A 17,026-nucleotide genomic window follows, 5' to 3' on the forward strand; every position below is an offset into this window, starting at 1 on the left:
GGCATACGCACCGTCGTGCCGTTAGGGTGGTAGCCAATGGTGTGCCGGGAAGTCTGGTCGGCGTCCTTTTGTCGACCCCGAGGAGACACCGTTGTCCCGCACACCAGACCCGTCATCCGCCCGGCGCCGCACGCTCGGCCGGGCCAGCTACGCCGAGGTCGTCCGCATCGGAACCCTCCTGCGCAAGGAGACGGTCGGCGGCATGCTGCTCGTGGGGGCGGCCCTCATCGCGATCGTCTGGGCCAACTCACCGTTTGCCGACACCTATTTTTCGATCCGGGACACGGAGGTCGGCTATGCGCCGTGGCACCTGAGGCTGAGCCTGGGCTCGTGGGCCGCCGACGGGCTGCTGGCGATGTTCTTCTTCCTGGTGGGACTCGAGCTCAAACGTGAGGTGATCGTCGGCGACCTGCGCCAGTGGGACCGCGCGATCGTGCCGGTGGCCGCGGCCTTTGGCGGTGTGGTCGTGCCAGCCCTGATCTATGCCGCCATCAACTGGAGCAACCCCGAGGCGTTGCGGGGCTGGGCCATCCCGACAGCGACCGACATCGCATTTGCCGTCGCGGTGCTCGCCATCATCGGCTCGCGTCTGCCTCCCGCGCTGCGGATCTTCCTGCTGACGCTGGCCGTCGTGGACGACCTCATCGCGATCCTGATCATCGCACTCATCTATTCCTCCGGCATCGATGTCACGATGCTCCTCTGGTCCCTGGTGCCGTTGGTGGCCTATGCCCTGCTCGCCCGGCGTCAACGCACGCTTTTCCGCCATCGGCAGCTGTCGTGGTGGCTGTTGCTCCTGCCGGTCGGCGCCGTCTTCTGGGCGCTGATCCACGCCTCCGGCATCCACGCAACGATCGCCGGCGTCGTCCTCGGCTTCACCGTCCCAGCCAGGCTGCGCGCGGACCGGGGAGAGCGACCAGGAGAGGAGCAGCACGCCCTGGCTGAGATCTTCGAGCACCGGATGCGGGTGCTGTCCGCCGGCTTTGCCGTGCCGGTCTTTGCGTTCTTCTCCGCCGGGGTCGCCGTGGGGGGCCTCGAGGGACTGACGTCGGCCCTCAGCGCGACGGTCACGATCGGGATCGTCACCGGCCTTGTCGTCGGCAAGATCATCGGCATCACCAGCACGACCTGGCTGGTCACCCGCGTCACCCGGTCCAGTCTCGATCCGTCGCTGCGCTGGATCGACATCGTGGGTGTCGCCGCTCTGGCCGGGATCGGCTTCACGGTGTCCCTGCTCGTCGCGGAGCTGAGCTTCGGGGTGGGCACCGAGCTGGGCGACCACGCCAAGGTCGGCATCTTCGTCGCCTCCCTCATCGCGGCGGTGGTCGGATCGATCATCCTGACCGCGCGCAACCGGCATTACGCGGCGCTCGCCGCCGAGGAGCAGGTTGACAGCGACGCCGACGGCATCCCGGACGTCTATGAGCCGAAGACCGACCGCGGCTAGACCCGGCTAGACCCGACCGCGGACAGACCCCACCGCAACTCCATCACCGCCTCAGTCCGCCACTGAGCCGGTCGCCCGAGCGTCATGCGGTCCCGGTCCTGCAGAACCAGGGTCAGAGCACCGGACTTGCAGGACCGGAACCTCATGGCCGCTGGAGGTGCCACAGTCAGCGCACGGCGCACGGCGCACGGCGCACGGCGGACCCGCGTATCGGGCCAGCACGGGGGTGCGGCAGGCCGGCGCACAAGGGGACCGACGATCTCGCCGCGCGGGACGGCTTCTAGACTCTGGGCAACGACCCCACCAGGAGGAACCATGCCCGAGGCAGTCATCGTCGCCGCAGCCCGAACCCCGATCGGGCGTGCGTTCAAGGGCTCCCTGACCACCGTCCGACCCGACGACCTGGCCACCGGTGTCATCCGCGCCGCACTCGACCAGGTCCCCGACCTGGACGCGACCACCATCGACGACCTCTATCTCGGCTGCGCCGAGCCCTGGGGCGAGCACGGCAGCAACATGGCCCGCGTCGTGTCGGTGCTGCTGGGCATGGACGGGCTGCCTGGCGCCACTATCAACCGCTTCTGCGCCTCTTCCGTGCAGACCACCAGGATGGCCTTCCACGCCATCAAAGCCGGTGAGGGCGACGTCTTCATCAGCGCCGGCGTCGAGGCGGTCTCTCGCTATGCCGACTTCTCCGGCGCCGGTGGCAGCAAGGCAGAGTGGCAGAACCCGAAGTTCGCGGACTCCGCCGCCCGCAGCGCCCGGATCGCCGAGACCAACGCCACGTGGACCGACCCGCGTGCCGAGGGGCTGCTGCCCGACATCTATCTGGCCATGGGACAGACGGCCGAGAACGTCGCGACCGCCCGAGGCATCTCGCGCGAGCGCCAGGACGAGTGGGGTGTCACCAGCCAGAACCGCGCCGAGGCCGCCATCAACGCGGGGGTCTTCGAGCGGGAGATCGCCCCCGTCACCCTCGCGGACGGCACTGTCGTGGCCAAGGACGACGGCCCCCGCGCGGGCGTCACGCTCGAGAAGGTCTCTTCGCTGCAGCCGGTCTTCCGCGAGGACGGCACCATCACGGCAGGCAACTGCTGCGCGCTCAACGACGGGGCCGCCGCCCTGGTCGTCATGAGCGACACCCGGGCCAAGGAGCTCGGCCTGACGCCGCTGGCGCGGGTCGTGTCGACCGGAGTGTCCGCCCTGTCCCCCGAGATCATGGGCCTGGGCCCGGTCGAGGCCTCCCAGCAGGCGCTGGCCCGCGCTGGCATGACGATCGGCGACATGGACCTCTATGAGATCAACGAAGCCTTCGCCGCCCAGGTGCTGCCCAGCGCCGACGACCTCGGCATGGACTTCGACAAGCTCAACGTCCACGGTGGCGCGATCGCCCTGGGTCACCCGTTCGGCTCCACCGGTGCCCGCATCAGCACGACCATGATCAACGCCCTGCGCACCCGGGACGGCCAGTTCGGGCTGGAGACGATGTGCGTCGGCGGCGGCCAGGGCATGGCGATCATCCTCGAGCGCCTCAGCTGATCCCTCCGCCAATTTTCATAGGGGTTTCGTCTGCCGAGCCCGGCTTTTTGTCGTGGTTCTGTCGGTCAGGTCCGGCTCTTTGTCGTGGTTCGTCTGCCGGTTCCCACAGACTGCCTCGCCGGAGGGTCAGTCCGCCGTGAGTCATTCGCGACGGGCTGGCCGTCGGTCGAGTCCAGGCGCCTCGATGCGATGGCGCCCGTTGGCGCTGTTGCCGTGGCTCGTCGCGGCGCCGGGGAGCCTACAAAACCGCTACGAAATTGCGGGAATGGCCTGCAAAACCACTCGGAAAATTGGTTAGAGGGCGCGGCGCAGGGCGGTGAGCGCGGCCGCGAGCGGCACCGGGTCCAGCTCCGCCTGTCCGTGGTCGTAGACCATGACCTGCAGCTGGTCCATCAGGACGGCGGGACCCAGGTCGGGGACGGGAGTGAGCGGCATACCAACCTCGCGGGCCACGTCGTCGGCGAGGCGCTGCACGACTTCGCGGACGCGCGGGGACGCAGAAAGCGCGTGGTCCAGCGGCAGCTGCTGCCACCGCCGGACCACGCGCTTCAGCTCTGTCCCGACCTCATCACGCGCGGCTGCGCGCGGGTCGGGAGTGCTCATCTCAGTCGCGCTGCAGGATCGCGAACAGACGCAGGAACTCGATGTAGAGCCACACCAGCGAGGCGACCAGACCGTGGCCCATCAGCCAGGAGTACTTCTCCGGGGCCCCGGCCTGGATGCCGCGGTCGATCGAGTCGAAGTCGACGGCCAGCGAGTAGGAGGCCAGCGCGACGCCCAGCAGCGAGATGACGATGCCCAGCCAGCCGCCGTAGATCCCCCAGCCGTCACCGAAGCCCAGGAAGCTGGCGCCGATGTTGATCAGCAGGAAGACCAGGTAGCCCATCGCCATCATCCCGAAGATGCGGCGGGACTTGCTGGTGACCTTGATGAAGCCGACCTTCCAGGCGATGAACATGCCGGCGAAGGTGCCGAGGGTGGCCACGACCGCGCTGGTCACCACACCGGGGTAGTACTGCTCGAAGGTGAAGCTGATGGCGCCGATGAAGCCACCCTGCAGGACGGCGTGCACCATGATCAGCGGGACGTTGACCTTCTTGCTGAAGCCGATCACGAAGCTCAGCCCGAGAGAGCCAAACATGCCCAGCAACCAGATCGGCATCGCGATCGGGGACAGTCCGGTGTCGGGGTCAACAGTCCCGCTCACGACGAACCAGGTGCCGGCGGCGACCGCCAGGAGCACGCCGAAGAGGACCCCCGACTTGATGACCACGTCGTCCAGGGTGAGTCGTCCGGTCTGGGCCGGGCCGGCGGGTGCCTGGCGATACATCTGGTCCAGCTGCTCGGAGCTCATCGTCTCGGAGGCGCCGGGGTAGCCCATCGGCATCTGCGGCTGGCCCTGCGGGGGCGGGCCGTAGCCCTGCTGGGGGGCCTGGTTGAACCCGGCGTACTGTTGGGCTTCCTTGTCAATGCGGTTGAAGACAGGGTTGGTCGCCATCTCTGGCCCTCCTCGTTAGCGGCACGTGCGTGTCGTCACGTCACAGTTTAGAGCGAACCGGGACGCCAACTTGTTCCCCTCCTCCACAACGTTTTGGCGCGGGAAGGCCACCGACCGGTATCCTGGCAAGTCTTCCACAAATCGTTCCGCTCGCTGAGGAGCACCGATGCCGAGTGCTAGGCCCGCACGCCTTGCGTGCGTGACCGCTGCGGCCGCGCTGGCCGTGGCGGGCCTTGGCGTGCCGAGCTCCAGCGCGGCCGGCACCGCTGTCACGGCGCCGTCGGCCGGGGTGGGTCTTGCCCAGGCATCCTCCGCGGAGAGCGAGGGCTACCCACGACAGCACGTGCTGGACGAGCCGCCCGCCGACTCCTCGGACGCCTCCCTCAGACTCGGCCTCACGGCATACGACCAGATCGCGCCGCTGCTCAACGACCTGCAGCGCCGGTCCCAGCGGGTGAGCGCCGAGGTCATCGGTCAGACCGTCACCGGCCGCGAGCTCTATCTGGTGACGCTGACCGCGCCCGAGTCAGCCGCCGAGTCACGGCAGCAGGACCAGATGCGCGAGCGGATCCTGCACCAGCCCGACCAGGCCGCAAAGGACCGCGATCTGGCGCGCAACTACAAGACGCCGATCTTCATCAACAACAACATCCACGGCAACGAGTGGGAGGGCACCGACGCGGCCCTGCGGCTGATCGAGGACTACGCCACCAGCAACGACCCGGCGGTCGTGCAGACCCTGCAGCAGAGCCGGATCTATGTCGTCGTGTCGATGAACCCGGACGGGCGCCACGGCAACACCCGCGCCAACGCCTCCGGCTTCGACCTGAACCGCGACTTCATCACGGCCACCCAGCCCGAGGTGGTCGCCGTCCGTGACGCACTGGTGGACACCCAGCCGCTGGTGATGCTTGACCTGCACGGCTATGTCAACGGCACGCTGATCGAGCCGACCACGCCACCGCACGGCGAGAACTACGAGTACGACCTCTTCATCAAGCACGCCTACCCCAACGGGCTGGGCATGGAGCAGGCGGTGCTCGACCTCGGCTTCACCGTCGAGGACGACGGGGTGAACCCGCCCCAGATCCCGTTCCGCGACTGGGCCGAGGGCTGGGACGACTGGCCGCCGATCTTCACGCCGCAGTACGCCGCCTTCCACGGTGCCGTCGCGCACACCATCGAGGTCCCGCTGCGGGTGAACAACAGCAGCTACAACCGGCCGGAGGAGGAGCTGCAGCGCCGGGCCGCGATCAACACGGACATCGCGCACGCCGCGATGGAGTCCTCCATCAGCTATCTGCAGGAGCACCGCGGCGAGCTCCTGGCCGACCAGATCGAGATCTTCCGGCGCGGGGTCACCGGCGCCGACCCTCTCGAGGTCACCGACGAGCTCTTCCCCGAGATCGGTCCTGAGGACGTCTATCTCACGGAGTATCCCCGCGCCTATGTCATCCCCGTCGGCGACGGGCAGCGTTCGGCACCGGCCGCTGCCCGGCTCGTCGACCATCTCATCGCCAACGGCGTCGAGGTCCGCACCACCCGGGTGCCGGTGACTCTCGACGGGCAGACCCACCCGGCCGGCAGCTATCTGGTCGACCTGCACCAGGGCAAGCGGGGCCTGGCCAACACGATCCTCGGCGCCGGCACTGACATCAGCGACCGGGTCGACGCGATGTATGACATCTCCGGCTGGAGCCTGGGGCTGCTGTGGGGCGCGGACGTCGCGACCATCCCGCAGGACGGCCGTATGCCGCGGGCCGGGTCCGCGATCGAGGCAGCGGCCCCCACGGGCCAGGTCACCGGCACCGGTGACCTGTTGCTGCACCTGGACGACCCGAACGACCTCGCGGCCCTGAACCACTTCGCGCGCTCCGACGTCGTGCCGGAATGGCTCGACGACGGCACCGTGCTGATCCCCGAGGAAGCGGCCGACCAGGCCCGGGCGACCGCCGAGTCTTTCGGCGTCACCCTCACCCCCGCACCGGACGGTGCCTCCGGCACGCCGGTCGGTCACGAGTTCGTGGTCGCTGCGGCCGCGCCGTCGACCGAGGTGTGGGCCCTGCAGGAGATGGGCTTCGAGGTGCGCGAGGTCAACGCGACCGTCCTCAACGACGGATTCGACTATTCGCAGGTCGACGCTCTCTACGTCTCGACGTCGGCGGTCTCATGGTCCTCGCTGGAGGACCCGGCCCGCAATGACATGACCTCCTTCCTGCGCAACGGTGGAGGGTTCGTGGGGCGCGGACTCCACGGGACCGACCTCAACGCCGAGCTCGACCTGCTCGACGTCACCCTGGAGCGCGGTCGCAGCGACGGCAACGGCGTGGTGGCAGTCGACAACGCCGAGACCGCCATCAGCGCCGGTGCGACTCCACACTCCTTCGTCTACTCCCCCGCCTGGTTCACCGAGCTGGGCGAGGATGTCACCGTCGATCAGCACTACGCCGGTGACGACGTCCTGGTCAGCGGCCACTGGGCGGGGACCGCTGAGGAGGGCGGCCAGGACGCCGCCGCGGGCCAACCGCTGATCGTCAGCGGTGCCGACTACGACGGTGCGGCCGTGCTCTTTGGCAGCGAGCCGCTCTTCCGGGCCCACCCGAAGGGTCAGTTCGCGCTGGTGGGCCGAGCCCTGTTCTGGTCCTCGCTGCAGGACTGAGCCGTGGCACGGGCACCCCAGCCGGGGGCGGACCTGGTGGTCCCACCCGGACCGGGCCTGGTCGACGGCATGACGATCCCCTCTGGCGAGCTGCTGGAGCGCTTCTCCCGGTCGAGCGGCCCCGGTGGCCAGGGCGTCAACACCACGGACAGCCGGGTCGAGCTCATCTATCGACCCGCGTCCTCGATCGCGGTCGCCGAGCTCTCCGAGGCTGCCCGGGACCGGCTGCTGCATCGTCTGGAGACTCGCCTGGTCGGTGGGCAGCTGGTGGTCGTCGCCTCGGAGCACCGCGCGCAACGACAGAACCGGGTGGCTGCGCGCCAGCGCCTGGTCGCAGCGCTGCGCGCCGCAGCAGCTCCCCCACCTCCCACCCGACGCGCGACGAGGCCGACGCGGGGCAGCCAGCGACGCCGGTTGGAGGCCAAGCGGCAACGCTCCCAGACCAAGGCCGGCCGCGGACGGGTCACTGGTGAGGGTGGCTGACGGCCGGGTGACAATAGCGACAGCCCCACCGAGACGAGGACGCCGTGAGACACACCCCGCACTACCTGATGACCAACCCTGAGGAGGTCAGACGGCTCATCCGCGCCCACCCGTGGGCCACGATCGTCTCGCCGACGAGCAACGGCCTGGTCGCCTCGCACTACCCGGTCCTGCTCGAGGAGGAGGCCGAGGGCATCAGCATCGTCAGCCACGTCGGGCGCCCCGACGAAAAGCTGCACGAGCTGGGTCAGCACGAGGTGCTGGTGGTCATCCAGGGGCCGCACGACTATGTCTCGGCGAGCTGGTATGCACCTGATGACCTGGTCTCGACCTGGAACCACGTCACGGCGCACCTCTATGGCGTGCCGGAGATCCTCTCCGAGGAGGAGAACTATGGCGTCCTCTCGCGCCTGACCGACCACTTCGAGCACGGCCGCGAGGGAGCGCGCAGCCTGTCGCAGGACGAGGCGGGCACCCGGCGCATCGCCAAGGGCACGGTCGGGCTGCGGCTGCGGGTCACCCGGTTCGATGCGCGGGCCAAGCTGAGCCAGAACAAGTCTCCCGAGGTCTGGGAGCGGATCACCGAGGAGCTGGACGCCAGCAACCCCGCGCTCGCCGAGGAGATGCGCCGCAAGGCGACGTGAGTGCGGCGCGACCCCTCCGGCTCGCGTCGGCAGGTCTCAGCCGCTGGCGGGCAGCAGCTCGTCGATGAGGACCTGCACCCGCTGGCGGATCTCGTCACGGATGGGTCGCACGGCCTCGATGCCCTGACCGGCCGGGTCGTCCAGGCTCCAGTCCTCATAGCGCTTGCCGGGGAAGATGGGGCAGGCGTCGCCACAGCCCATCGTGATGACGACGTCGGAGTCCTGCACCGCCTCGGTGGTCAGCACCTTGGGCTGGTTGGCCGAGATGTCGATGCCTTCCTCTGCCATCGCGGCCACAGAGACCGGGTTGATGGCATCGCCGGGAGCTGACCCGGCCGAGCGGACCTCGATCCGGCCGGCCCCGAGCGTCTGGAGATAGCCCGCGGCCATCTGGGAGCGGCCGGCGTTGTGGACGCACACGAACAGGACACTGGGACTGGTCATCGCGCCACCCCCGCCGGTGCGGTCAGGGTCAGGGGTTGTGGGCCGGGGTCTGTGCCGCAACAACCGCCACCTGCGCCGGGCTCCTCGTCGAACAGGCCGGCCCCTCCACAGACGCCGGTGTCCGGCAGCTGCAGCTCCACCGCCCGGGCGGCCACGAGGTCGCCGGCCAGCGCCGCCGCGATCGAGCGCACCTGCTCATGACCCGTCATCGCCAGGAACGAGGGCGCCCGGCCATAGGACTTCATCCCGGCGAGGAAGAGCTCCCTCTCTGGTTGGGCGAGCACCTCAAAGCCGTGCGGCTGGACCGAGCCGCATGAGTGCAGGTTGGGGTCGATGCCCGGCGCCAGCGCGGTCGGGGCCTGCAGTCGCGCGTCCAGGTCGAGCCGGACCTCGGACAGGAAGGTCAGGTCCGGGCGGAACCCGGTGGCCCCCACCACCTGGTCCAGCCCGTCCATGTGCCGCCCGTCGGCCGCCCACAGGGCGACCTGCCGGCCGTGGCGCTCGACCGCGCTGACCCGGAACCCGGTCACGACCTCGATCAGGCCCTCCTGCACGGCGGTGCGGACCCGGGTGCCGAGCGCCCCGCGCGCCGGCAGCTCATCGAGCTCACCGCCGCCGAAGGCGCTGCCCACCGCACCGCGTCGCACCACCCACACCACGCGGGAGTCAGCGGTGTGCAGCGGCGCTGACGTCAGGGCGATCAACGCGGTCAGGGCCGAGGCACCGGAGCCGACCACCGCGGTCGAGGCTCCCTGGAAGCGGGTCAGGTCGCGGACAGGATCGGGCATGCCGTGGAGGACCTGCCCGGTCGCGGCATCCTCCCCCGCAGCGGGATAGCCCTCCGCGCCCAGCGGGTTCGGCGAGCTCCAGGTGCCGGAGCAGTCGATGACCGCGCGCGCCAGGACCCTGTCGTGCGTGCCGCCGGGACTGCTCACGTGCAGCACGAACGGCTGCTCATCGCGCCCCGAGTCAACCAGCAGGTCCCGGTCCAGCCGCGCGACGCCGATCACCTGGCTGCTCGTGCGCACGCGCTCGCCCAGCAGCTGCGCCAGTGGCTCGAGATAGTCACGGGACCACTCAGCACCCGTGGGGTATGCCGCGCGGTCGGGATGCTCCCAACCGGCCGCCTCGAGCAGTGCGACAGCGGCTGGCGAGGTCACCTCCGACCACGGAGAGAACAACCGCACGTGCCCCCACTGCCGGACCGCGTCGGCCGCTCGCTCGCCGCGCTCCAGCACGATGACGTCCTGCTCGCGCACCACCAGTTCGGCTGCGGCCGCGAGACCGATGGGTCCGGCGCCGATGACGACGACGGGCAGTGCTGACGATGTCATCTCAAGAACTCCCTGCTTCGATAAGTGTCGATGCAACGCATTCTTGCAACATTCTTCGATAGTTGTCAATATAGCCGTATGCCCACGACCACCGCCCCTGCCGCCAGCCCGACCGGCACTCCTGCGTGCGACGCGGGCTGCGCACCCGGCGAGGGCCTCTCGCGTGAGCAGGCCGACCGGGTGTCGGCCCTGCTCAAGGCGCTGGCCGACCCGGTGCGGCTGCGGCTCTACTCACGGATCGCGGCCGCGCCGGACCAGACCTGCGTGTGCGACCTCGGAGACTTCGGCGTCTCCCAGCCGACGGTCTCCCACCACCTGCGCAAGCTACGTGAGTCCGGGCTCATCGAGAGCGAGCGCCGTGGCACCTGGGTCTACTACCGCGCGGTGCCCACCGCCCTCGAGCCAGTCGGGGTCCTGCTCGGCCGCTGACGACCACCGAGGTCGCACGTGGACGCGAGTGCCCCCGGCGGGATTCGAACCCGCACTGGACCCATTTTAAGTGGGCTGCCTCTGCCGGTTGGGCTACGAGGGCCGCGGCCAACCCTACCCAGTTCCCGACCGGCATCCGATCGACGCCGGTGCCCTCACAAGGTCGCGATGACCTCGTCCAGCATCGCCTCGGTCAGCTTGCCGGTGAAGGTGTTCTGCTGGCTGACGTGATAGCTGCCGACCAGCCGCACCACCCGCGAGTCCGGGGTCACCAGCTGTGCCTGCGCGCCGTGCCCGAAGCGCGGCCTGGGGCGCGGCACCTCCCACCCCATCTGCTTGACCGTGCGCAGCGTCGCGTCCCAGCCGATCAAGCCCAGCGCCAGGATCGAACGCAGGGTCGGCGCGGCCAGCTCCAGCTCGCGGTGCAGCCACGGCGCGCAGGTGGCTCTCTCCTGCGTGGTCGGCTTGTTCTGCGGCGGGGCGCAGCGCACCGCTGAGACGATGCGCAGCCCCTGCAGCTCCAGGCCGTCGCCGGCGTGGTCGCTGGTCGGCTGGTTGGCATAACCACCCCGGTGCAGCGCGGCATACAGCCAGTCGCCGGAGCGGTCGCCGGTGAACATCCGGCCGGTCCGGTTGGCTCCCTGCGCAGCGGGGGCCAGCCCCACGATCAGCACCGGGGCCCCAGCCGGGCCGAAGCCGGACGCGGGGCGGCCCCAGTAGGGCTGGTCCGCGAACGAGGCCCGCCGTCCTGAGATCGCGACCGACTCGCGCCAGTCCACCAGCCGCGGACAGGCACGGCAGACGGTGATCCGTGCGTCGAGCTCGGCCACGTCCGCGCACGAGGCCGCCAGGTCGGCCACCTGGTGGGGCGTCACCGCCACGGGAGTATGCCGTGAGGCCGGGTCTCCCGGCCAGCCCGTCCCAGGTGGCACCGGTGAGGCAAACTCCTGACCGGTGACGGGGTGCGGGTCGGTCGTGCGCATCGGGGCCGTCGCCGCCAGCTCAGCTGTCCGACGGTGCCAGGGACAGCGCGATGCCGTCGAGGATGTCGCTCTCCGAGGCCCGCACCGAGGCCAGCCCCGAGTCGTGCTGGACACGCTGGACGACGCTGCGCCACACCAGAGCACCCGCGCCGATCACATCAACCCGACCCTCGTGCATGTAGGGCAGTGCGCTGCGCTGCGCCCGGCTCAGCTGCAGCAGCTCGGTGGACGCGGCGATGACCCGGTCCGCAGGCACGTCCGCACCGTGGATCGCCTCACGCTGATAGCTGTCGAGCGCCAGTGCGTGCGCGGTCACCGTGGTCACCGACCCCGCCAGCCCGATCAGCGTGCCGACCCCCGTGAGGTCCACCTGCCCGGCAGCAGAGTTGATGGCGTTGGTGATGTCACCCAGCGCCGGCCAGATCTCGTCCTCGGTCGGCGGGTCGCTGCGCAGGTGCCGCTCGGTCAGCCGGACGCAGCCGATGTCGACCGACACCGACTGCTCGACGCCCTCGGTGCCGCGCACGAGCTCGGTGGACCCGCCGCCGATGTCCACCACCAGATAGGGGCCGCCGCCCGACAGACCCGCGGTGGCACCGGCGAAGGAGAGGGCCGCCTCCTCCTGGCCCGACACGACCTCGGGCACCGTCCCGAAGTGGGCGAACGCCTCGCGGACGCCTGCCACGAACTCCTCGGAGTTCTCGGCGTCACGGGAGGCGGAGGTCGCGACAAAACGGACGGCGGTGCACCCGTGCTCCGCACACAGCTCCGCATAGTCGGCGGCCGCAGCCAGGGTGCGTGCCATCGGCTCGGCGCCGATGCGTCCGGTCGCGTCCACCCCGTGACCGAGCCGCACGATCCGCATCTCGCGGTGCACCTCCCGGAGCGCGCCACCCTCGACGTCCGCGATCAGCAAGCGGATCGAGTTGGTGCCGCAGTCGATCGCCCCGACCCTCGTCATACGGACTCCTCCTCGTCCTCGTCGCAGCAACCACCCGACCACCACTGGGGCAGCGCGGCCAGCGCCTCGTCACCGAGCGGGTTGATGCCCGGCCCGACCGCCAGGGAGTGCGCGACCAGGACGTGCAGGCACTTTACGCGGGTCGGCATGCCGCCGGCCGAGATGCCGTCGATCTCGGGGACCTGGCCGAGCTCAGCGCGACGGGCCAGGTAGTCCTCGTGCGCTGCGGCATACGCTTCGGCGAGGTCGGCGTCGACGGCCAGTCGCTCAGTCATCTCGCGCATCATCCCCTCGCTCTCCAACGTCGAGATGGCGCCGGTCAGCCTCGGGCACGTGGCATAGAAGGAGGTGGGGAACGGCGTGCCGTCGGGCAGCCGTGGCTCGGTGCGCACCACCGTCGGACAGCCGCACGGGCAGCGGTGCGCGATGGCAACGACGCCGCGCGGTGTCCGGCCCAGCTGTCGGTGGATGGCAGCCAGGTCATCCTCGGTCGGCGCCGCCCACCCATCGCTGCCGACACTGAGGGCCGCGCCGGTCGGGGCGGTGGTCTCAGGGTCGCTCGGCGTCATCGCTCTCCGGCAGTCCTTCGTTGGCGGTCACCACGGACTCCCAGACCTGACCGAACCAGGGTCGGTTGGTGTGCACGTCCTGGGTGACCGGGGTCATCCCCTCGAGCGGCTCGGTCAGCTGCTCGCCCGTGTCGTCCAGGACGGTGAAGGCGACCTCCCCCGGCCGGACGAAACGCAGCCGCTCACGGGCCTGCTGCTCGACATAGTCGTCGTCCTCCCACAGCTGCAGTTCGCTCTCGATGGACTCGATGTCAGCCTGCTCGGACGCGATCTGCTGCTCCGCCTTGGAGATCGCGGCCCGCTGGTCGAGATAGCCGCGCAGGGTCGGTGTCAGGAACAGCGCCAGGAACCCGAGCAGCACCAGCAGTCCTCCCAGACGCCACAGGTGCGGTGGTGTCTGGCGCCGGCCCGAGGCGGCACGGGCCGGCCGGGCCCCCGAGCGGGGGGCGCTGGCGCTCTGCCGCGAGCGTGCTGCGGGTCGCTTGGTGCCTGGGCGGGACGAGTCGCGGCCGGGGCCTCGAGCGCCTGCTGCCACCGTGTCCTCCTCTCGGACGTATGCCGGGTGCTGGGTTGGTCTGTCGGCTCGGGTGGGTCGTCAGGACTGCGCGGTGAAGCGGGGGAACGCTCCGGCGCCGGCATAGACCGCGGCGTCGTCGAGCTCCTCCTCGATGCGGAGCAGCTGGTTGTACTTAGCCACGCGCTCGGACCGCGCCGGTGCGCCGGTCTTGATCTGGCCACAGTTGGTGGCGACGGCCAGGTCGGCGATCGTCACGTCCTCGGTCTCCCCGGAACGGTGGCTCATCATGCAGCGGTAGCCGTGGGTCTGGGCCAGCGTGACCGCGTCGAGCGTCTCGGTCAGGGTGCCGATCTGGTTGACCTTGACCAGCAGCGAGTTGCCGATGCCCTCGGTGATGCCGCGCTGCAGGCGCTCGGGGTTGGTGACGAACAGGTCGTCGCCCACGAGCTGGGTCTTGGTGCCCAGCCGGTCGGTGATCGCCTTCCAACCGGCCCAGTCCTCCTCGTCCAGCGGGTCCTCGATGGAGACCAGGGGGTAGTCCTCGACCAGTCCGGCGTAGTAGTCGATCATCTCCTCGGCCGACTTGCTCCCGCCCTCGAAGGTGTAGGAGCCGTCCTCGTGGAACTCGCTGGCGGCCACGTCCAGGGCCAGCGCGATGTCGCTGCCCGGCGTGTAGCCGGCCTTCCCGATCGCCTCGATGATCAGGTCGAGCGCGGCCCGGTTGGACTCCAGGTTGGGCGCGAAACCGCCCTCGTCGCCCAGCCCGGTGCTCAGCCCGCGCTCCTTCAGGACCGCCTTCAGCGCGTGGTAGACCTCGGTGCCCCAACGCAGCGCCTCCCGGAAGGAACCGGCGCCGATGGGAGCGATCATGAACTCCTGGATGTCGACGTTGGAGTCGGCGTGCGAGCCACCGTTGAGGATGTTCATCATCGGCACCGGCAGCACGTGTGCGTTGGGGCCACCGACATAACGGAACAGCGGCAGCCCTGCTGACTCCGCGGCCGCGTGGGCCACCGCCAGACTGACGCCGAGGATGGCGTTGGCGCCGATCTCAGACTTGTTGTCGGTGCCGTCGACGGCGAGCATCTCGTTGTCGACCAGTCGCTGCTCGCTGGCGTCGAAACCCAGCAGGCGGGGCTCGAGGTCGTCCATCACAGCGGCCACGGCCTGCTCGACCCCCTTGCCGAGGTAGCGGCCCTCGTCACCGTCGCGACGCTCTGCAGCCTCGAACTGTCCGGTGGATGCCCCCGAGGGCACCGCGGCCCGCCCCACCGTGCCGTCGTCCAGGCCGACCTCGACCTCGACGGTCGGGTTGCCGCGGGAGTCAAGGATCTCCCGGGCGATGATCGCGTCGATGACTGCCACGACTACTCCTTCTTCATGGACACCAGAGAGGCGCCCGCGGGTGAGCACAACGGGTCGACCCTGAGCCTAACGGCCCGGGCCGTCCCTGCCCGACGGAACCCACCGTGTCGCGAGATTCTCCTGCACCGAACGCCCGGGACCGAGCGCGGCGCGCCACCGGCGGCGTGGGCCGGCCGTGGCTATACCATCCCGCCATGGGTCTGAGAAGAGTCGTTCTGGCGATGATCGTGGCTGTCATCGCCACCGGTTGCGCGAGCAATGCCGAGGAACCACGCGCCGACTCTGGTCCTGCCCCGGACGACACGACCCGGACCCACTCGACCGAAGACGGCTCCACCGAGGGCGTGGAGAGCTCGGCGGAGCCCCTGGAGGTGGAATCTCTGGACGCGGAGTCCATCGACGCGACCGCGGCATGGGACATGGCACTGGGTCGCTTCTCCGACATCACCACCCTGGAGTACACAATCGACAGCGCCCTCCTGGAGGACTACGGCGGGTTTAGCTCGCTGCGCACAACCGTCGTGGACCGGGAGCAGGAACTCGCCGAGGTCCACGCCACCGTGTCGGGCCCGTCCGAAGCCGAGTCCGGGCTGCCCGAGGACATCGAGATGATCGTGGTGATCACCACGGACCGGGCTCTGCTGCACATGCCGGGGTGGGTGAGCACAATGCCGGAGATGGACGGTATGTGGCTAGAGATGACACCAGAGTCGGTGGGCGACGCAGGCCTACCTGCTGATCTGACGCACACGGACTTCCGTGACTTCTTCCCACCGGCCGAGCTGGTGGACTTTGCCCCGCTTACCGCGCGCCCCGGGGCAGGGACGGGGATCACCGTGCTTTCTGGCACCCTGCCCGCCGTGGACGCCCTCAGCTTGTTGGGTCTGAGCAACTACCTGAGACAGAATCCTGAGGCCGCGCTCGGAGTGACCGGGACCATGACGGCAGAGGTCACACTCGACGAGACCGGCTTCCTGCAGTCTCTGTCCCTGATGCCGGAGGTGCACACGATCGACGCCGGCGACGATGAGGCCCTGGGCCAACTGCTCACAGCTCTCCCCTACGGTGCCGCGACGCTGACTGTCCTCGCTGTCGATGAGGAGGTGCAGATCACGCTGCCACCGGCAGAGAACCGCGTCAGCGACTTCCCCGGTGCCTGATGCTGACCGTGAGGGAGTCTTCTGCGTGTCGCGCACGGTGTCGGTGTGGCGTGTTGCGCGCCAGGGCTCAGAGATCACCGACGATCCCGCACCAGCGGCGTCAGCGTAGTCGCTGCGCCAGCGCCTCGTGCAGCACGACCGACCCGGCGACCGCGGCGTTGAGCGAGCTGGCGGCCCCGACCATCGGGATGCTGACCACCTCGTCGCAGGCATCGCGCCAGGCGCGGGTCAGGCCGCGGGTCTCGTTGCCGACGACCAGCACCGTCGGGCCGGTCAGGTCGGTGCGGCGCAGGGCAGCCCGGCCGCCCTCGTCCAGACCGAGCACCGCCCACCTGGCGGGTGGCTCGGGCGCTGCGCCGCCCGCGCCGGCTGCGGCCAACCCGCCGGCTGCCTGCTGCTGGACCCAGGCGAGAACCTCGGCGTGCGAGGGCACCCGCACGACCGGGACCGTCAGCATCGAGCCGGTGCTGGCGCGCACGCAGCGCGGGTCATAGGGGTCGGCGGCATGGCCGGTCACCACCACGCCCGTGCCACCGAACGCGTCGACCGAGCGCACCAGGGTGCCGATGTTGCCGGGGCTGGCAGGGCGGTCGAAGACCGTGATCAGGGGTGCTGCCGGGACGGGCTGCGAACGGTCGTGCAGGGCGGGGTCGACCAGGAGTCGGTCCAGGTCGTCCGGCGGCAACGCCAGCACAGCGATCAGCTCTGGGACCGAGTCGTCCTTCTGCCCCAGCTCAGCCATCAGCTCGTCCGCGAGCACCGCGTGCTGGCCGGGTGTGCTGCGCCAGACATCCTCGGCCCAGTCGGACAGCGGCCGGTCGGGGCGCAACAGGGCCTGCACCGGCCAAGCACGCTCGAGGGCCAGGCGCAGCGGACGCACGCCGTGGACCAGGAACTCGCCGGTGCGGTTGCGCTTGGTGCGGTTGGTCAGCAGCGCCTGCCACTGCTGGAAACTCGCGTTGCGCGTGTGCACCGTCAGAGGCCGCTCGGCAGT

Annotated in this window: 17 protein-coding genes and 1 tRNA gene; 7 read left to right on the forward strand and 11 right to left on the reverse strand. The window is 70.0% G+C overall.

The genetic code is table 11. The features are described 5' to 3' along the window. The first annotated feature begins 91 nt into the window (after window positions 1-91). Together nhaA and NF557_RS14300 are read left to right on the forward strand one after the other, a co-directional pair. Entirely contained in the window at window positions 92-1,447 is a 1,356-nt protein-coding gene (nhaA, locus tag NF557_RS14295; RefSeq protein ID WP_252620215.1) for a Na+/H+ antiporter NhaA, read from the forward strand. A gap of 315 nt (window positions 1,448-1,762) precedes the next feature. Then, complete coding sequence (locus NF557_RS14300) at window positions 1,763-2,986, forward strand: acetyl-CoA C-acetyltransferase (RefSeq protein WP_252620216.1); 1,224 nt, start codon at window positions 1,763-1,765, stop codon at window positions 2,984-2,986. A gap of 294 nt (window positions 2,987-3,280) precedes the next feature. Here the strand turns inward: NF557_RS14300 and NF557_RS14305 are convergent, their stop codons facing one another. Both NF557_RS14305 and NF557_RS14310 read right to left on the reverse strand, forming a co-directional pair. After that, window positions 3,281-3,589 carry a hypothetical protein gene (locus tag NF557_RS14305; protein ID WP_252620217.1) on the reverse strand — a complete coding sequence of 103 codons (309 nt, stop codon included), beginning with the start codon at window positions 3,587-3,589 and terminating at the stop codon, window positions 3,281-3,283. 1 nt (window position 3,590) lies between these two features. Beyond that, window positions 3,591-4,484 (reverse strand): Bax inhibitor-1/YccA family protein, encoded by an 894-nt coding sequence (locus tag NF557_RS14310; protein WP_252620218.1) that lies wholly within the window; start codon window positions 4,482-4,484, stop codon window positions 3,591-3,593. A 166-nt stretch (window positions 4,485-4,650) separates the two neighbouring features. Between NF557_RS14310 and NF557_RS14315 the strand changes: the two genes are divergently transcribed. From NF557_RS14315 to NF557_RS14325, 3 genes are all read left to right on the forward strand, one after another. Continuing rightward, complete coding sequence (locus NF557_RS14315; RefSeq protein ID WP_252620219.1) at window positions 4,651-7,143, forward strand: M14 family zinc carboxypeptidase; 2,493 nt, start codon at window positions 4,651-4,653, stop codon at window positions 7,141-7,143. Between the two features lie 69 nt (window positions 7,144-7,212). Continuing rightward, window positions 7,213-7,626, forward strand: coding sequence for an alternative ribosome rescue aminoacyl-tRNA hydrolase ArfB (gene arfB, locus NF557_RS14320; protein WP_252624212.1), 414 nt, complete (start codon window positions 7,213-7,215; stop codon window positions 7,624-7,626). 44 nt (window positions 7,627-7,670) lie between these two features. Beyond that, window positions 7,671-8,270 carry an FMN-binding negative transcriptional regulator gene (locus NF557_RS14325; RefSeq protein WP_252620220.1) on the forward strand — a complete coding sequence of 200 codons (600 nt, stop codon included), beginning with the start codon at window positions 7,671-7,673 and terminating at the stop codon, window positions 8,268-8,270. 36 nt (window positions 8,271-8,306) lie between these two features. On the opposite strand, the gene NF557_RS14330 is transcribed toward NF557_RS14325, so the two are convergent. Both NF557_RS14330 and NF557_RS14335 read right to left on the reverse strand, forming a co-directional pair. After that, window positions 8,307-8,714, reverse strand: a complete 408-nt coding sequence (locus NF557_RS14330; RefSeq protein ID WP_252620221.1) for an arsenate reductase ArsC — start codon at window positions 8,712-8,714, stop codon at window positions 8,307-8,309. Continuing rightward, window positions 8,711-10,048, reverse strand: a complete 1,338-nt coding sequence (locus NF557_RS14335; RefSeq protein WP_252620222.1) for an NAD(P)-binding domain-containing protein — start codon at window positions 10,046-10,048, stop codon at window positions 8,711-8,713. The genes NF557_RS14330 and NF557_RS14335 overlap by 4 nt, the downstream gene beginning before the upstream one ends. Before the next feature lie 78 nt (window positions 10,049-10,126). Here NF557_RS14335 and NF557_RS14340 point away from each other — a divergent pair, with 78 nt between their 5' ends. Next, complete coding sequence (locus NF557_RS14340) at window positions 10,127-10,477, forward strand: ArsR/SmtB family transcription factor (protein WP_252620223.1); 351 nt, start codon at window positions 10,127-10,129, stop codon at window positions 10,475-10,477. Between the two features lie 29 nt (window positions 10,478-10,506). Here NF557_RS14340 and NF557_RS14345 read toward each other — a convergent pair. The 6 genes from NF557_RS14345 to eno form a co-directional block, all read right to left on the reverse strand. Beyond that, window positions 10,507-10,580, reverse strand: a tRNA-Leu gene (locus NF557_RS14345). A gap of 52 nt (window positions 10,581-10,632) precedes the next feature. Beyond that, a complete protein-coding gene (locus tag NF557_RS14350; RefSeq protein WP_252620225.1) occupies window positions 10,633-11,460 on the reverse strand; it encodes a uracil-DNA glycosylase in 828 nt (275 codons plus the stop codon). 19 nt (window positions 11,461-11,479) lie between these two features. After that, window positions 11,480-12,421 (reverse strand): Ppx/GppA phosphatase family protein, encoded by a 942-nt coding sequence (locus NF557_RS14355; RefSeq protein WP_252620227.1) that lies wholly within the window; start codon window positions 12,419-12,421, stop codon window positions 11,480-11,482. Beyond that, window positions 12,418-12,990: a DUF501 domain-containing protein gene (locus tag NF557_RS14360; protein ID WP_252620228.1), complete on the reverse strand. Its 573-nt coding sequence runs from the start codon at window positions 12,988-12,990 to the stop codon at window positions 12,418-12,420. Before NF557_RS14360 ends, NF557_RS14355 begins: the two co-directional genes overlap by 4 nt. Next, complete coding sequence (locus NF557_RS14365; RefSeq protein ID WP_252620230.1) at window positions 12,971-13,525, reverse strand: FtsB family cell division protein; 555 nt, start codon at window positions 13,523-13,525, stop codon at window positions 12,971-12,973. Before NF557_RS14365 ends, NF557_RS14360 begins: the two co-directional genes overlap by 20 nt. A gap of 60 nt (window positions 13,526-13,585) precedes the next feature. After that, window positions 13,586-14,872: a phosphopyruvate hydratase gene (gene eno, locus NF557_RS14370; protein WP_252620232.1), complete on the reverse strand. Its 1,287-nt coding sequence runs from the start codon at window positions 14,870-14,872 to the stop codon at window positions 13,586-13,588. 194 nt (window positions 14,873-15,066) lie between these two features. Between eno and NF557_RS14375 the strand changes: the two genes are divergently transcribed. Continuing rightward, entirely contained in the window at window positions 15,067-16,032 is a 966-nt protein-coding gene (locus NF557_RS14375; protein WP_252620233.1) for a hypothetical protein, read from the forward strand. 100 nt (window positions 16,033-16,132) lie between these two features. Here NF557_RS14375 and NF557_RS14380 read toward each other — a convergent pair whose 3' ends face one another. Further along, window positions 16,133-17,005, reverse strand: coding sequence for a TrmH family RNA methyltransferase (locus NF557_RS14380; RefSeq protein ID WP_252620235.1), 873 nt, complete (start codon window positions 17,003-17,005; stop codon window positions 16,133-16,135). Window positions 17,006-17,026 lie beyond the last annotated feature (21 nt).

It is taken from the genome of Ornithinimicrobium cryptoxanthini (assembly GCF_023923205.1).
Taxonomy (GTDB): domain Bacteria; phylum Actinomycetota; class Actinomycetes; order Actinomycetales; family Dermatophilaceae; genus Ornithinicoccus; species Ornithinicoccus cryptoxanthini.

Coding starts and splice junctions, on each gene's coding strand:
- NF557_RS14300 (WP_252620216.1), top strand. CDS start 1,763: ATGCCCGAGGCAGTCATCGTCGCCGCAGCCCGAACCCCGATCGGGCGT.
- NF557_RS14305 (WP_252620217.1), bottom strand. CDS start 3,589: ATGAGCACTCCCGACCCGCGCGCAGCCGCGCGTGATGAGGTCGGGACA.
- NF557_RS14310 (WP_252620218.1), bottom strand. CDS start 4,484: ATGGCGACCAACCCTGTCTTCAACCGCATTGACAAGGAAGCCCAACAG.
- NF557_RS14315 (WP_252620219.1), top strand. CDS start 4,651: ATGCCGAGTGCTAGGCCCGCACGCCTTGCGTGCGTGACCGCTGCGGCC.
- arfB (WP_252624212.1), top strand. CDS start 7,213: ATGACGATCCCCTCTGGCGAGCTGCTGGAGCGCTTCTCCCGGTCGAGC.
- NF557_RS14330 (WP_252620221.1), bottom strand. CDS start 8,714: ATGACCAGTCCCAGTGTCCTGTTCGTGTGCGTCCACAACGCCGGCCGC.
- NF557_RS14335 (WP_252620222.1), bottom strand. CDS start 10,048: ATGACATCGTCAGCACTGCCCGTCGTCGTCATCGGCGCCGGACCCATC.
- NF557_RS14340 (WP_252620223.1), top strand. CDS start 10,127: ATGCCCACGACCACCGCCCCTGCCGCCAGCCCGACCGGCACTCCTGCG.
- NF557_RS14350 (WP_252620225.1), bottom strand. CDS start 11,460: ATGCGCACGACCGACCCGCACCCCGTCACCGGTCAGGAGTTTGCCTCA.
- NF557_RS14355 (WP_252620227.1), bottom strand. CDS start 12,421: ATGACGAGGGTCGGGGCGATCGACTGCGGCACCAACTCGATCCGCTTG.
- NF557_RS14360 (WP_252620228.1), bottom strand. CDS start 12,990: ATGACGCCGAGCGACCCTGAGACCACCGCCCCGACCGGCGCGGCCCTC.
- NF557_RS14375 (WP_252620233.1), top strand. CDS start 15,067: ATGGGTCTGAGAAGAGTCGTTCTGGCGATGATCGTGGCTGTCATCGCC.